Origin of the sequence: Streptomyces lunalinharesii (assembly GCF_039532155.1) — a bacterium.
Taxonomy (GTDB): domain Bacteria; phylum Actinomycetota; class Actinomycetes; order Streptomycetales; family Streptomycetaceae; genus Streptomyces; species Streptomyces lunalinharesii.
In genome coordinates, this window is sequence record NZ_BAAARK010000001.1 from 101,910 (window position 1) to 115,879 (window position 13,970).

14 protein-coding genes are annotated in these 13,970 nt (G+C 73.9%); 8 read left to right on the forward strand and 6 right to left on the reverse strand.

Features of this window, described 5'->3' with window-relative positions; all coding sequences use genetic code 11:
• Nucleotides 1-158: 158 nt before the first annotated feature.
• Both ABD385_RS00490 and ABD385_RS00495 read left to right on the forward strand, forming a co-directional pair.
• Entirely contained in the window at nt 159-920 is a 762-nt protein-coding gene (locus ABD385_RS00490; protein ID WP_344572800.1) for an HAD family hydrolase, read from the forward strand.
• On the forward strand, nt 917-3,322 hold the full coding sequence (locus ABD385_RS00495) for a glycoside hydrolase family 65 protein (RefSeq protein WP_344572801.1): 2,406 nt from the start codon (nt 917-919) through the stop codon (nt 3,320-3,322). The genes ABD385_RS00490 and ABD385_RS00495 overlap by 4 nt, the downstream gene beginning before the upstream one ends.
• Nucleotides 3,323-3,355: 33 nt before the next feature.
• Here the strand turns inward: ABD385_RS00495 and ABD385_RS00500 are convergent, their stop codons facing one another.
• Both ABD385_RS00500 and ABD385_RS00505 read right to left on the reverse strand, forming a co-directional pair.
• Nucleotides 3,356-4,828: an APC family permease gene (locus tag ABD385_RS00500; RefSeq protein WP_344572802.1), complete on the reverse strand. Its 1,473-nt coding sequence runs from the start codon at nt 4,826-4,828 to the stop codon at nt 3,356-3,358.
• Nucleotides 4,829-4,962: 134 nt separating this feature from the next.
• A complete protein-coding gene (locus tag ABD385_RS00505; RefSeq protein WP_344572803.1) occupies nt 4,963-5,589 on the reverse strand; it encodes a YigZ family protein in 627 nt (208 codons plus the stop codon).
• Nucleotides 5,590-5,830: 241 nt separating this feature from the next.
• Between ABD385_RS00505 and ABD385_RS00510 the strand changes: the two genes are divergently transcribed.
• The 5 genes from ABD385_RS00510 to ABD385_RS00530 all read left to right on the forward strand — a co-directional run bounded on the left by ABD385_RS00510 (nt 5,831) and on the right by ABD385_RS00530 (nt 9,710).
• The gene (locus tag ABD385_RS00510; RefSeq protein WP_344572804.1) at nt 5,831-6,610 is read left to right on the forward strand and encodes a type VII secretion system-associated protein; all 780 of its coding nucleotides are present in this window, start codon (nt 5,831-5,833) and stop codon (nt 6,608-6,610) included.
• Between the two features lie 212 nt (nt 6,611-6,822).
• Nucleotides 6,823-7,989, forward strand: a complete 1,167-nt coding sequence (locus tag ABD385_RS00515; protein ID WP_344572805.1) for an acyltransferase family protein — start codon at nt 6,823-6,825, stop codon at nt 7,987-7,989.
• A gap of 87 nt (nt 7,990-8,076) precedes the next feature.
• Nucleotides 8,077-8,484, forward strand: coding sequence for a CoA-binding protein (locus ABD385_RS00520; RefSeq protein WP_344572806.1), 408 nt, complete (start codon nt 8,077-8,079; stop codon nt 8,482-8,484).
• 83 nt (nt 8,485-8,567) lie between these two features.
• A complete protein-coding gene (locus ABD385_RS00525; protein WP_344572807.1) occupies nt 8,568-9,032 on the forward strand; it encodes a GNAT family N-acetyltransferase in 465 nt (154 codons plus the stop codon).
• 162 nt (nt 9,033-9,194) lie between these two features.
• Complete coding sequence (locus ABD385_RS00530; protein ID WP_344572808.1) at nt 9,195-9,710, forward strand: GNAT family N-acetyltransferase; 516 nt, start codon at nt 9,195-9,197, stop codon at nt 9,708-9,710.
• Nucleotides 9,711-9,734: 24 nt separating this feature from the next.
• Here the strand turns inward: ABD385_RS00530 and ABD385_RS00535 are convergent, their stop codons facing one another.
• Entirely contained in the window at nt 9,735-10,292 is a 558-nt protein-coding gene (locus ABD385_RS00535; protein ID WP_344572809.1) for a YbaK/EbsC family protein, read from the reverse strand.
• Nucleotides 10,293-10,501: 209 nt separating this feature from the next.
• On the reverse strand, nt 10,502-11,245 hold the full coding sequence (locus ABD385_RS00540; RefSeq protein ID WP_344572810.1) for an acyltransferase: 744 nt from the start codon (nt 11,243-11,245) through the stop codon (nt 10,502-10,504).
• A gap of 140 nt (nt 11,246-11,385) precedes the next feature.
• Between ABD385_RS00540 and ABD385_RS00545 the strand changes: the two genes are divergently transcribed.
• The gene (locus ABD385_RS00545; RefSeq protein ID WP_344572811.1) at nt 11,386-11,952 is read left to right on the forward strand and encodes a gamma carbonic anhydrase family protein; all 567 of its coding nucleotides are present in this window, start codon (nt 11,386-11,388) and stop codon (nt 11,950-11,952) included.
• Nucleotides 11,953-12,023: 71 nt separating this feature from the next.
• Here the strand turns inward: ABD385_RS00545 and ABD385_RS00550 are convergent, their stop codons facing one another.
• Both ABD385_RS00550 and ABD385_RS00555 read right to left on the reverse strand, forming a co-directional pair.
• Entirely contained in the window at nt 12,024-12,788 is a 765-nt protein-coding gene (locus ABD385_RS00550) for an enoyl-CoA hydratase/isomerase family protein (protein ID WP_344572812.1), read from the reverse strand.
• Nucleotides 12,789-12,839: 51 nt separating this feature from the next.
• Nucleotides 12,840-13,748, reverse strand: coding sequence for a cytochrome P450 (locus ABD385_RS00555; RefSeq protein ID WP_344572813.1), 909 nt, complete (start codon nt 13,746-13,748; stop codon nt 12,840-12,842).
• Between the last annotated feature and the right edge of the window lie 222 nt (nt 13,749-13,970).

Below are 13,970 nucleotides of genomic sequence, written 5' to 3' on the forward strand. Positions count from 1 at the left end.
GGGCCGCGGCGTCCGTCGGCGCCCGACGGCCCCCTTCCATCGTGGGCTCCGGCCCCGCGGCGCGCCAGGGCCGGGCGGGCGGCCACGAGCGGCCCGGTCCGGGATGTCGTGGTGCCATGGAGGGACGCGCCCGCGGGAGGAACGTGGAGGGAGCCGTCATGTCCGCCGCCCCACCACTGGCCGCGTGCCTGCGCCCGGTGCGGGCCGTGGTCTTCGACACCGACGGCGTGCTCCTCGACTCCGCGGGGCTGCACGCCGCGGCCTGGCAGCAGGCGTTCGCCCCTTGCCTGGTGGCCGCGGGCGCGGCGCGGCCCTTCGATCCGGTGGCCGACTACCTCCGCTACGTGGACGGCCGGTCCCGGCTGGACGGCGCCGCCGCGTTCCTGGCCTCCCGGGGGCTGGCGCTGCCGCCCGGCGCCCCCGACGACCCACCGGGCACCGGCACGGTGGCGGCGGTCGCGGCCCGCAAGGAGGAGGCGTTCACCGCGTTGCTGCGGGAGGGCGGGGCGGCCCCCTGGCCGGGCAGCGTCCGCCTGTTGCACGCCCTGCGCGCGGCGGGCGTGCGGTGCGCGGCGGTGTCCGCGTCCCGGCACGCCACCGAGTTGCTGTCCCGGGCGGGGCTGCTGGGGCTGTTCGAGGTGGTGGTGGACGGCCGGGAGGCGGCGCGGCTGGGGCTGCCGGGCAAACCGGACCCGGCGCTGTTCGCCGAGGCGGCCCGGCGGCTGGCGCTCCCGCCCCGGGAGGCGGCCGTGGTGGAGGACGCCGAGGCGGGTGTCGCGGCGGGCCGCCGCGGCGGCTTCGCCCTGGTCGTCGGCGTGGACCGCGGCGCCCCGGGGCACGCGGCCGCCCTGCGCCGCCGCGGCGCCGACGTGGTGGTCAACGACCCCGGCGACCTGCTGGAACCCGGGGCGGCCCCGTGACGGCGCCGGCCTGGACCTGGACGTACGAGGGGTACGACCCGGAGGACGAGGGGTTGCGGGAGGCCCTGTGCACGCTCGGCAACGGCCGGTTCGCCACCCGCGGCGCCGCGTCGGAGGCGCCGGCCGGCCCGGTGCACTACCCGGGCACGTACGCGGCCGGCCTCTACAACCGGTTGACGTCCACCGTCGCCGACCGCCGGGTGGAGAACGAGGACCTGGTCAACCTGCCGAACTGGCTGCCGCTGCGCTACCGCATCCGCCCCCGGGACGCCGCGGAACCGGGCCCGTGGCTCTCCCCCGACCACCCGCAGCTGACCGGGCACCGCCGCACGCTGGACCTGCGCCGCGGCACCCTGACCCGCTGGTCGTCGTACGAGGACGACGCCGGGCGGCGACTGACCGTCACCGAGCGGCGCCTGGTGCACATGGCCGAGCCCGATCTCGCCGTGCAGCGCGCGGTGTTCGCGGCGACGGGTTGGACGGGGACGGTGGAGGTCGCGGCCGGGCTCGACGGCGACGTGCACAACCGCGGGGTGGCCCGCTACCGCGAGCTGGCCGACGGCCACCTGACCGGGTGGGAGACCGGCGTCGAGGACGACGGGGCGTGCTGGCTGCGCTGCCGCACCCGCGCCTCCGGTGTCACCCTCGCGCTGGCGGCCCGTTTCCGCGCCGCACCGCGCGGCGGCACCGACCGCTGCGAGGTGGGCCCGCGGGGCGTCCGGCGGATGTTCACCGTCCCGGTGTCGCCGGGGGCCCCGGCGACCGTGGACAAAACGGTGGCGCTGCACACCTCGCGGGACCGGGCCCGCGCCGCGCCGCTGCCGGCGGCCCTGGAGGCGGTCCGTCGGGCCCCGGCCGTGCCCCGGCTGCTGGCCTCGCACCACCGCGCCTGGCAGCACCTGTGGCGGCAGGTGCGGCTGGACGTGCCCGGCACGGCGGGCCGGATCCTGCGGCTGCACCTGTTCCACCTGCTCCAGACCCTCTCGCCGCACACCGCGCGGCTGGACGTGGGGGTCCCGGCGCGCGGCCTGCACGGCGAGGCGTACCGGGGGCACGTCTTCTGGGACGAGTTGTTCGTGCTGCCGTTCTTGAACCTGCACCTGCCCGAGGTGTCCCGGTCCCTGTTGGCGTACCGCCACCGGCGGCTGCCGGCGGCCCGGCAGGCGGCGCGCGCGGCCGGTCGGGCGGGCGCGATGTACCCGTGGCAGAGCGGCAGCGACGGCCGGGAGGCGACCCAGCGGCTGCACCTCAACCCACGCTCGGGCCGCTGGCTGCCGGACCACTCCCACCTCCAGCACCACGTCGGCTCGGCGATCGCGTACAACGTGTGGCAGTACTGGCAGGCCAGCGGCGACACCGCGTTCCTGCACACCAAGGGCGCGGAGATGGTGCTGGAGATCGCGCGGTTCTGGGCGGCGGGCGCGGACTGGGACCCGGCGCTGGGGCGCTACCGCATCCGCGGGGTGGTCGGCCCCGACGAGTACCACGACGGCTATCCGGACGCCGACCGGCCGGGCCTGGACGACAACGCCTACACCAACGTCACCGCGGCCTGGGTGCTGTCGCGGGCGCTGGACCTGTGCCGGACGCTGCCGGAGGCGCGCCGGCGGCCGCTGTTCGAGCGGTTGGCGCTCTCCCACGACGAGCGCCAGCACTGGGACGACGTCGCGCACCGGCTGCACGTCCCCCACCACCGGGGCGTGATCAGCCAGTTCGCGGGCTACGGGCAGCTGGCCGAACTGGACTGGGCGGGCTACCGGGCCCGCTACGGCGACGTCCGGCGGCTGGACCGGATCCTGGAGGCGGAGGGCGACAGCGTCAACCGCTACCAGGCGTCCAAACAGGCCGACGTGCTGATGCTCGGCTATCTCTTCTCGCCGTCGGAACTGGCCGACGTCTTCGCGCAGTTGGGCTACCGACTCGACGACGACGTGTGGCGGGCGACCGTCGACCACTACCTGCACCGCACCTGCCACGGTTCGACGCTGAGCGCCGTGGTGCACGCCTGGGTGCTGGCGCGGGTGCGTCGGGCGGACGCCTGGACGTACTGCGAGGAGGCGCTCACCGGTGACGTCGCAGACATCCAGGGCGGCACCACCGCGGAGGGCATCCACCTGGGCGCGATGGCCGGCACCCTGGACTTCGTGCAGCGCGGGATGACCGGTCTGGAGACCCGGGACCGTGCGCTGTGGCTGGATCCGGCGCCGCTGCCCCAGCTGTCCAAGTTCGGCGTGCGGTTCCGCTACCGCCGGCACCGGGACATCGACCTGCGGATCCACCCGGACCGGGTGCGGATCACCGTGCCCGACTCGGAGCACGCCGCGGTCCGGGCCCGGCTGCGCGGCCGCCCGTTCACCGTCGCCCCGGGCACCTCCCGCCGGATCGACTTCACCGACCCCTGAACCCACCGCGCACCGCAGGACTTTGACGCCTCGTCAGTGCGGTGCCCGAGACTCCGCCGGCCCGTCCGCGGCGTCCGGCTCCGCCGCGTGCAGGTACTCCTCGCTGATCCGCTTCGGCCCGAACGGCCACTCCCGCTCGCGCCGGGCCCACACCAGGAACGCCACCAGACCGGCCGCGACCCAGGCCAACGACCATTCGATGGGGTGCCGGCCGGGGGCACTGCGGTCCGCGTAGCCGTAGATCACCAGCCAGCCGATCAGCGCGACCAGGCTCGGCAACGGGTACAGCCACATCCGGTACGGGCGGCGCAGCGTCGGTTGCCGGCGCCGCAGCACGGTGACCGCCGCGATCTGCGCCAGCGCCTGGACCAGCACCATCACGGTGGTGAGGAGTTGGATGACGGTGGCCAGGTCGGTGTGGCGGCCGAGGAGGAAGCCGGCGGCCATGAGGACGCCCATGGTGAGCAGCCCCAGGACGGGGAAGCGGTGGCGGGGGTGCAGCGTCCCGTAGGGGCGGAAGAACACCCGGTCCCGGGCGGCGTCGTAGGGGATCCGGGAGCCGCCGAGGAGTCCGGTGAGGACGGAGGTGACGGCGGTGATCAGGATGAGCACGGTGATCGCGTCGGCGGCGGTGCGGCCCCAGGTGCGCTCCAGGACGGCGGAGGCGACCGACGAGCCGGCGGTGCTGTGCGGGTCGAGCATCTCGCGCCAGTCGACGACGCCCAGGGTGCCGATCTGGAGGAGCAGGTAGATCCCCATGATGCCGAGGATGGAGAAGAGGATGGCGCGCGGCAGGGTGCGGCCGGGGCGTTTGATCTCGGCGCCCATGTAGGCGGTGGTGTTGTAGCCGAGGTAGTCGTAGACGCCGATGGTGAGCCCGCCGGCGAAGCCGACCCAGAAGTGACTTGTCGTCAGGTCCACCGCGTGCGCCGGGTAGGCGAAGGCCCGCTCCGGGCTGAAGTGGGTGAACGCCGCGGTGATGACCAGCCCGACGGCGGCGATCATCACCGTCCACAGCACGACGGTGAGCCGGGCGATCCGCTCCACCCGGCGCCACAGCACCACCACGATGCCGACGGTGACGACCAGCCCGACCGCGTCCCCCTGCCCCTGGCTCATCCCCGGCCAGAGATAGCCCAGGTACTGCACGAAACCGATCACGCCGGTGGCCATCCCGAGCGGCACGAACAGCATCGCCGTCCACACGAACAGGAACGGCATCAACTTCCCCGTCCGGTACTGGAACGCCTGCCGCAGATACACGTAACTGCCGCCCGCCCCCGGCAGCGACGCCCCCAACTCCGCCCAGACCAACCCGTCCGCCAGCGCCAGCACCGCGCCCGCCACGAACCCGATCACCGCCTGCGGCCCGCCGAACGCGGTCACCATCAACGGGATCGTCACGAACGGCCCGATGCCGCACATCTGACTCATGTTGATCGCAGTGGCCTGGAACAACCCGATCCGGCGGACGAAGCCCACCCGTTCCCCGAGAACGTCCGGCATGCGTGCAGCCCCTTCCCGAGCCGGCGCGCGCGCCGGTCGCGGCCCGTTCCGCCGGGACAGGCTGACACGTCCGGCGCCACCGCGCACCGGTCCGGACCGGACTTCCCGCGGCGGTGCCGCCGGCGTCGGGCCGCCTACACCTCCCCGTAGGCCTCCCCGCCGAGTTCCAGTTGGGCGGTGCCGGCGGTGGCGTCCGCCAGCCAGGCGCGGAACTCCGCCAGGTCCGCCTCCGGCAGCCCCACCTCGATGCGGACCTCCGCCCCGTAGGTCACCTCGCGCACCGCCCGCCCCGTGGTGCGCAGGTCGTTCTCCAGGCGGCCCGCGCGCTGGTGGTCCACAGTGACCGTGACCAGGCGGAACCGTTGCCGGGTGACCGTGCCCAGGGCGTCCAGTGCCTCGCCGACCACGCCCCCGTAGGCACGGATCAGACCGCCGGCCCCCAGTTTGATGCCGCCGAAGTACCGGGTGACCACGGCGACGACGTAGCGCATCTCGCGTCGCACCAGCATCTGGAGCATCGGCACCCCGGCGGTTCCGCCCGGTTCCCCGTCGTCGCTGGCCCTCTGGACGCCGCCGTCGGCCCCCAGGACGTACGCGAAGCAGTGGTGCCGGGCGGTCGGGTGCTCCTTGCGGATCCGCGCGATGAAGTCCTGGGCCTCCTCCTCCGTCGCGACCGGCGCGAGCGCGCAGAGGAAGCGGGACTTGTTGATCTCGATCTCGTGGACGCCCTCGCGGGCCAACGTCCGGTACTGCTCCTGCATCCGCCCAGCCTACGGGCCCCTCAGCCCGGGGCGGGGGGCCGCCCGGTAGCCGGCGCCGCGCTGCGGTGTCCGCCGTACGGGCGCAGTGCGCACCGCCGGGCGGCGTACCCGGGCCCTTCGCCCGGTGCGTCGGGGAGACGTCCGCCGCCCCCGTGGGCACTGTGGCCCCCAGCGGGACCCGGCGGCCCTAGGTCGGCCCGGCGGCCCGCGGGACCGGAACGGCGGCGCGGCGGAGGGCTCGATGGACGACAGCACACAGGCGGCGATGACGGCCGGCGCTCCGGTGACCGGCGAGGAGATGCCGGTGCCGCCCCCGGAGGTCATCGAGGCGGCCCTGGAGGCCCCGGACCACTGGCTGGCCATGGTGGACCTGACCTGGGTCGGCGAGGGCGCGCCCCCGCTGTGGGCGGTGATCGGGCAGTGGCGGTCGGGCCCGGACGGCACGATCGTCGAATGGCGGGACAACCCGGAGTACCGCCCGTCCCCGCAGATGTTGGAGTGGGCGGACCCGACCGACCCGGTGGACCGCGCGGTGCAGCTGTCCGCCACCGGGTACGGCCCGGAGCGGGCGGTCTGTGAGGAGCTGGCCCGCGCGGAGGTGTCCGTGTTGGTCAGTGCCGCCGGCGCGCCGCTGACCGCGGCGTCGCCCGAGGGCGCCCCGGTGGTGCCCGTCTACACCTCCGCCGCGCAGTTGGAGTCGGCCGGCCGCCTGCTCTACGACCGGCGGTCGGCGGCCGAGCTGGTCGAGCAGCTGCCGCCGGGCCACACCCTCTACCTCAACCCGTCCGGGCCGGTGAGCATGGTCGTGGAGCCGGACCGGCTGCGGGCCGCGGTGGCCGGCGCGGACGGCACCGGGACCGTCCGGCGCGTCCGGAAGCCGGCCGCCGACGGCGCGTTGCGGCCGGGCACCGGCGCCGGGGCGCCCGAACCGGTCGGCGGCGGCCCGGCGATCGGCAAGCCGGCCCGTGCCGCGGCGGGCGACCGCGTCGTCGGCGCCGGATCAGGCCGCCGCACCGGCTGACCCCCACCCCTGAACCCGCCCCGCCCGTCTTCCCCTTCGGGCGGGGCGTTTCGTCGTCCGACGGCCCCGCCGTCACCGTGGGTGACCCCCGCACGCCCCGCACTCACCCGTGACCAGCCCGTAATCGAAACTTCGTCCAACTTTGCCTACCGTCTGCCAGTCTCACCAGGCAGAGATCGCTCCCACTACGGGGAGCCCAAGGGGGGCGCACCATGGCTGAGAAACGCTCGGGGAACAGGCTGGCCGCACTCGACGGACTGCGATTAGTCGCCGCCTTGCTGGTGGTCTTCTACCACTACGTCGCCCTCGCCGTCCCGTGGGGCCACCCCACCGCCACCATCTTCCCGACGGCCCACCAGGCGGCCCGGTACGGGTGGTTGGGCGTCGAGGTCTTCTTCTTGATCAGCGGCTTCGTGATCTGCATGAGCGTGTGGGGCCGTACGGTGGGCCAGTTCGCGGTCTCCCGCGTCTCGCGGCTGTTCCCCGCCTACTGGGCCGGCATCCTGCTCACCGCGCTGGTGGTGAAGTTCTGGCCGGAGGTCACCTCCCTGCGCGGCTGGGACACGGTGATCACCAACCTGACGATGCTCCAGGCCGGCAACAACACGCCCAACGTGGACCCGGTGTACTGGACGCTCTTCGTGGAGCTGAAGTTCTACCTGATCATGGTCGTGGTCATGCTGTGCGGCGTCACCTACCGCAACTGCCTGCTCCTGTGCGGCGTGTGGACGGCGGCCGCCGCGCTCGCACCGGCCCTGAAGACGCCCCTGCTCACCGCGTTCGCGATGCCGCAGTACGCACCGTTCTTCATCGCCGGCATCGCCTTCTACCTGATGCGCCGCCACCGCCCGAACGCCGTCCTCTGGGCGATCGTGATCCTGCAACTCCTCCTGGCCCAGCGCTACATCGGCTACCGCCTGGCCACCAACCTCGGCCAGGCCACCGCGCACGCCGTGCCCACCTGGCCGGCCCGCCTCCTCATCGTCGCCGCGTTCGTCCTCGTCGGCGCCATCGCGCTCGGCGCCTTCGACCGCATCCAGTGGAAGTGGCTCACCACCGCGGGCGCACTCACCTACCCGCTGTACGTCCTGCACATGAACATCGGGATGACCCTCATCCACCGCTTCCGCAACAGCGTCCCCGCGCCGGTCCTGCTGGTCTCGGTCACCGCCCTGATGCTGCTGCTCGCCTGGCTCGTCCACCGCCTCGTCGAACGCCCCCTCGGCGCCTGGCTGCGCACCACGATGCGCGGCGGCATCGACGACGTCCGCCAGCACGTGGCACCCCGGCGCCGACACGCCCGTCCCGCACCCACCGTGCCCCACCAGGCCGACGGCGACCACTCCCGGCCACCGACGCGCGCCTACGAGTCCGTCTGACCGGCGCACCCGTCGCCGCGTTGCGGGAATGCGCGGCGTCGCGCGGCCGTTGATCCCTGACGGAACCACGGACGACAGGAGGCCCCCGTGCAGAACGACCAGGCGACCATCCGCAAGATCCTCACCGAGCTCGGCGACACCTGGGCCGTCGTGGGGCTGTCGGCCAACCGCCAGCGGGCCGCGTTCCGCGTCGCGGAAGTGCTGCAGCAGTACGGCAAGCGGATCGTCCCCGTGCACCCCAAGGCCGAGACCGTGCACGGCGAAGCGGGCTACCCGTCCCTGGCCGCCGTCCCCTTCCCGATAGACGTCGTCGACGTGTTCGTGCGCAGCGACCTGGCCGGCACCGTCGCCGACGACGCCGTCTCCGTCGGCGCCAAGGCCGTCTGGTTCCAACTCGGCGTCACCGACGGCGACGCCTACCACCGCACGCGCACCGCCGGCCTCGACATGGTCATGGACCGCTGCCCGGCCATCGAGATCCCGCGGCTGGGCTGAGCCCCGGCCGGACCCCCCGGGCACGGCCTCGACGACCGGCGCCCGCGCCACGGGGGTCCGACGCGGTCTGGGAGGATGCCCGGATGATCGTCCGACTCGCGCGGGAGCAGGACCTCCCCGGCCTGCTCGGCCTGGCGGCCCAGGTGGAGCACTGGTTCGGCGCCATGGTGGAGGAGCCCGGCTTCCACCGCGCGGTGCACCGGCACCTGCGCCGCGCCACCGCACTCGTCGCCGTCGACGCGCGATCCGCCGTCGTCGGGGGCCTGCTGTTCGGCGCGGAGCCGCCGGTCCACGACGTCGACTGGCTGGTCGTCGCCGCCCGGGCGCGCGGCACGGGCGTGGGCCGGGCCCTGGTGACGGACGCGCTGGACAGGTTCGTGCGGGGACCGGGCACCCTTGAGGTCGTCACGTTCGGGGCCGACCACCCGGGCGCCGTCGCGAGCGGCGCCCGCGTCTTCTACGAACGCCTCGGTTTCACCCCGGCCGAACCCGCCGCCCCGGGCCCCGAGGGCGGCTCGCGACAGGTCTACCGCCGACTCCTACCGTGACGCGGACGCGCGCCGCGCGACCTGCCACGGGGGGGGCCGCGGTGGCGCTACCTGTCGTCCGTAACTGCCACCGGCTCGGCTCACGGTGGTCACAGCAATCACCGCGGTCACCGGCACGAAAACCAAGGGCAGGGCGGCCGACGGGTGCACTAACGTGCCAGCATGATCACGCCACGTGCGGCCCGGCCCGAGGACGCCGGCGAGCTGGTCCGGCTGCGCCGACTGATGTACCTGGCGATGGACGGCCGCGACCGGCCGGGCAGTTGGGAGCGGGCCGCCGAGGAGGCCGCGCGGCGGCAGTTGACCGGACCGGACGCCCGGTTGATCGGCTTCGTGGTGGACGGGGCGGCGGAGGCGGACGCACCCGGCGCGGCCGCGCCGCACCTCGCGGCGTGCGCGCTCGGCTGGATCGACGAGCGGTTGCCCTCACCGGCCCAGCCGTCCGGCCGGGTCGGCTTCGTCTTCAACGTCTGCACCGACCCCCGCTACCGGGGCCGGGGCCATGCCCGGGCGACCACCGAGGCCCTGCTCGGACGGTTCGCCGCGCTGGGCGTCGGCCGGGTCGACCTGCACGCCACGGACGCCGCGGTGCCGCTCTACCGCAGCCTCGGCTTCGCCGAGCACGGCACGCCGCTCACCCTGGACCTGCGTCGGCGGTACGGCGTCGAGCCCACCTGACCGTGCCCCGCAAGGCCAGTGGGATCAGGCGGTGCCCAGGCCCTCCAGGACCGTGGCGCCCGGCAGTTCGGCCAGCGCCTTGCCGGGCACGATGAGCTTGCCGCGGCGGCTGCCGCTGCCGATCAGCGCGTAGGGGCTGTCGGCGACCGCGGCGTCCACCAGCAGCGGCCAGGCCGCGGGCAGGCCGATGGGGGTGATGCCGCCGTACTCCATTCCGCTCTCGCCGACCGCGGTGTCCATGGGCGCGAACGACGCCTTGCGGGCACCCAGGTGACGGCGGACCACGCCGTTGACGTCGACACGGGTGGTGGAGAGGACGACGCAGGCGGCCAGCGTGACCTCACCGCCGCGCTTGCCGGCCACCACCACGCAGTTCGCGGACTGCTCCAACAACCAGTCGCCGTAGTGGGCGACGAGGAGTTCGGTGTCGGCGATGGCCGGGTCGGTGTCGACGTGGCGGACTTCCGCGACGGGGACCGAGCCGCGCCAGTCGCGCAGCGCGGCGGCCACGGGGGCGGGCAACAGGTCCAGGCACTCGGTGGCGGGCCGGACTTCGTCGAAGGCATCCATCGGCACGGGCATGCGGCCAAATTAGCAGGCGCGGCGGGCCCGGCGGACGGCCTCGACCGTCACCGCACGGACCTGGCCACGCGTTCCGCGACGGCGTCGGCCCGGCCGTGTGGACGCGGGCCCCCGAAGGCCGTCGGCAGCGCCGGTCACGACCTCGGGCCGGCCGGGCCGTCGGCGCCCGCGCGACGCCCGTGCCGGCTCGGCGCCCGCCGCCCGCTCGGCTACCCCTGCGCCTTGTCCCACTCCCCCAGCGCCACCAGCTGCTCCGGCGTGACGCCCTCCGGGATCGGCACCGGCGCCGGCGTCCGCAGCGGTGGCTGCCAGCCCTCGGCCGGCTCCCAGCGGCGGACGATCCTGGCGGGCGCTCCGGCCACCACCGCATGGTCGGGGACCTCGCCGCGGACCACCGCACCGGCCGCGACCACCACGTTCCGCCCCAGCCTGGCGCCCGGGAGGATGACCGCCCCGGTGCCGATCCAACCGCCCGGGCCGATGACGACGGGGTCGGTGCGCGGCCACTGCTTGCCCACCGGCGTCTCGGGGTCGTCGTAACTGTGGTTGGTGGTGGTGACGTACACGCCGGGGCCGAAGAAGCAGTCGTCGCCGATGGTCAGGCGGACGTCCGCGATGACATGGCTGCCGCGCCCCAGCACCACGCCGTTGCCCAGCGTCAGGATCGGGTCCGGGCCCAGGTCGAGGTCGGGCATCATGCCCGCGGTGAGCGTGACGTCCTGGCCGACGATGCAGTGCGCGCCCAGCTCGATCCAGGGATCGCCGAAGACCGTGCCCTGCGGGAAGGCCAGCCGGGTGCCGGTGCCGATCCGGCGGAAGCGGTACGGGCCCGGCCGCTCGGCCGTGACGGCCCCCGTCTCCCGCACCCAACGCGCCCCGCGGTGGACGGCCCGGGACACCGCCCGGCGCCGCCAGGCCGTCAGGGACGAGAACACGTTCTGGTTTATCGGCACCCGCACACCGTACTCAGCGGTCCCGGCCACCGATCGCGCGGCCGGCTGTGATCTTCACCCCACCGACCGCCGCCCCGACCACCGACCGGGTCGTCTACGGTGCTGGTGGCGCGGCACTCAACCGGCGAGGAGATGCGCAGATGGCAGCACGGGCAGTGATCGCAGCAGTGGGCGGCGAGGCACCGGACATCGACCCCGGCGCGTACACCGCGCCGACCTCCGTCGTCGTCGGGGACGTCACCCTGGCCGCCGGGGCGAGCGTCTGGTACCACACCGTGCTGCGCGCCGACTGCGGCCCCATCGTCCTGGGCGCCGACAGCAACATCCAGGACAACTGCACGGTGCACGTGGATCCGGGCTTCCCGGTGACGGTCGGCGAACGGGTCTCGGTCGGCCACAACACCGTGCTGCACGGCTGCACCGTCGAGGACGACGTGCTGGTGGGCATGGGCGCCACGGTGCTGAACGGGGCGCACATCGGCGCGGGGTCGCTGGTCGCGGCCCAGGCACTGGTGCCGCAGGGGATGCGGGTGCCGCCGGGCTCGCTGGTCGCCGGGGTGCCCGCCAAGGTCAAGCGCGAACTGACGCCGGAGGAGCGGGAGTCCATCAAGCTCAACGCCGCGATGTACCTGGAGCTGGCGGCCCGTCACCGCGCGGCGGTCCCGCTCGGCGCGGACGATGCGCGCGGCGGGCAGTCCACGGACTGACGCCCGCGGATGCGCGGTGCGGCCTGGTCAGGGCCGCACCGACGGGTCGAGATTCCCCGTGGTGGACGGGTTCAGTCCCGTCGTGCCTGGTGGGCGACGCCGAGCGCGGAGGAGAACAGCTCCGCGTCGAAGAGCGTGGCGTCCGCTAGGCGGTTGGCGTTCCCGTAGGCGTTCATCATGAGCTTGGCGGTGCGCAGCGCCGTGGGCGACCGGCGGACCAGCGGCTTGGTCCAGCGGGTGACGGCGGCGTCCAGTTCGTCCTCGGGGACGACGGTGTGCAGGATCGAGAGTTCGGCGGCCTTCTCCGCACCGAAGTTGGCGCCGGTGAGCATCAGCTCGCGCACCTTGGCGGCGCCCGCCTCCTGCAACAGGCGCGGCAGGGAACCGCCCCAGGCAGGTGGCATGCCGAGCGCGAGCTCCGGCATCCGGAATCGGCAGCTGTCCGCGCCGGCCCGTAGGTCGCAGAAGAGCGCGAGCGCCAGCCCCGCTCCGATGACCCCGCCGTGCAGCCGGGCGACGGTGACCGCCGGGGCGGTGGCGAGGGCGTCGCAGACCCGGCGCGCCTTGCCCGCCAGGGCGCGCACGTCCGCGCCGCCGGGATCGGCCGCGAGGAGTTCGCCGAACTCCCGGCGGTCGCCGCCCAGGCAGAAGTCGTCTCCCCTGCCGGACAGCACCATCACGCGTATGCGGGGGTCGTCGTGCACGGCGCCCAGGACGGCCAGCAGCTCGTCCAGGAGCAGTCCGGACACCGCGTTCCCCGTCTCCGGGCTGTTCAGTTCCACTCTTGCCACGGGCCCGTCGAGTCTCGCGCGCAGGGCCTTGAAGTCTTCCATCACGGTGTGCTGTCTTCCTCGCTTGTCACTGACCAGAGAGCGTCCGAAATCCCGTCACGCCCCGACGACCCGCAGCTCCACGATCCGCCGGAAGCCCACCCGCGGCGCATAGACCGGCGGGGCACTGACCCGCAGGCGGGGCATCCGGCGCAGCAGCGCGGTCAGCAGCGTGCTCGCCTCCAGGCGGGCCAGGGGCGCGCCGAGGCAGTAGTGGACGCCGCCACTGAAGCTGAGGTGGTTGGCCTTGCGGCGGATGTCGAAGACCTCCGGGTCCGCGAAGTGCGCGGGGTCGTGATTGGCCACGCCCACCATCAGGTGCACCATGCGGTCCTTCTCGATGCGCACGCCGCCGATCGTGGTGTCCTCGGGGGCGACCCGGCTGATGATGTGGTTCGGGGAGTCGTAGCGCAGGACTTCCTCGATGGCGTCCGGTACGTGATCCTCATGGGCGCGCAGCCACCCGAACTGGCGCGGGTGCTCCAGGAGCAGCCACACCATGCTCGAAAGCAGGGTCGCGGTGGTCTCCGGCGCGGCCAGGAACACCAGGAGCGCCAGCAGGTACACGGCCTCGTCGGCGGCCTCCCGGTCGGGTTCGAGCGCGTCCCAGGTGTGCAACCACCGCGACACCGGGTCGTCACCCGGTGCCCTCCGACGCTCCTGCACCAGCTCACGGAAATACGACTCCAGCTCCACGGTGGCGGCGTCGGAGAGCGCGAGTTGGCTCGCGGAGGGCAACAATTCCTGCGTGAATACCTGGTCATGAGCGAGCGAGCGGAGCAACTCATAATCACTCTGCGGCAATTGGAGCCACTCCCCTATGGAGCACATGGGGAGTTGCTCGCTCACCAACGTACTGAAATCCGCCTCACCGTTGCGGAGTTCATCGGCAAAGCGGTCGAGTAGGCGCTCGGCGTGGACCTCGATGGTCTGCGTGATACCACCGAGGCATTTCCGGTCGAACATGTTGCCCAACGACCGTCGTACCCGGGTGTGATTGGGTGCATTGAGCGCGGGCAGGGTCCGCCCCATTTCCGTCGAAGAACGTGCGCCCCAGCGGGTGCCACCCCCCTGACGTGCCCGCCAGGCACTGTCGGGGACCCGCCACGCACGATCGCGAAGAATGCGGTCACACCAGACAAAAGAGTTGATCAGGTACCCGCCCCAGGGGGCTGGAACGACATCGCC

Bases quoted from the DNA above. Each gene is read 5' to 3' on its own strand.
- ABD385_RS00505 (WP_344572803.1), bottom strand. From the start codon at position 5,589: ATGCAGGAGCAGTACCGGACGTTGGCCCGCGAGGGCGTCCACGAGATC.
- ABD385_RS00500 (WP_344572802.1), bottom strand. From the start codon at position 4,828: ATGCCGGACGTTCTCGGGGAACGGGTGGGCTTCGTCCGCCGGATCGGG.
- ABD385_RS00525 (WP_344572807.1), top strand. From the start codon at position 8,568: ATGATCGTCCGACTCGCGCGGGAGCAGGACCTCCCCGGCCTGCTCGGC.
- ABD385_RS00510 (WP_344572804.1), top strand. From the start codon at position 5,831: ATGGACGACAGCACACAGGCGGCGATGACGGCCGGCGCTCCGGTGACC.
- ABD385_RS00545 (WP_344572811.1), top strand. From the start codon at position 11,386: ATGGCAGCACGGGCAGTGATCGCAGCAGTGGGCGGCGAGGCACCGGAC.
- ABD385_RS00530 (WP_344572808.1), top strand. From the start codon at position 9,195: ATGATCACGCCACGTGCGGCCCGGCCCGAGGACGCCGGCGAGCTGGTC.
- ABD385_RS00535 (WP_344572809.1), bottom strand. From the start codon at position 10,292: ATGCCCGTGCCGATGGATGCCTTCGACGAAGTCCGGCCCGCCACCGAG.
- ABD385_RS00490 (WP_344572800.1), top strand. From the start codon at position 159: ATGTCCGCCGCCCCACCACTGGCCGCGTGCCTGCGCCCGGTGCGGGCC.
- ABD385_RS00555 (WP_344572813.1), bottom strand. From the start codon at position 13,748: ATGTTCGACCGGAAATGCCTCGGTGGTATCACGCAGACCATCGAGGTC.
- ABD385_RS00515 (WP_344572805.1), top strand. From the start codon at position 6,823: ATGGCTGAGAAACGCTCGGGGAACAGGCTGGCCGCACTCGACGGACTG.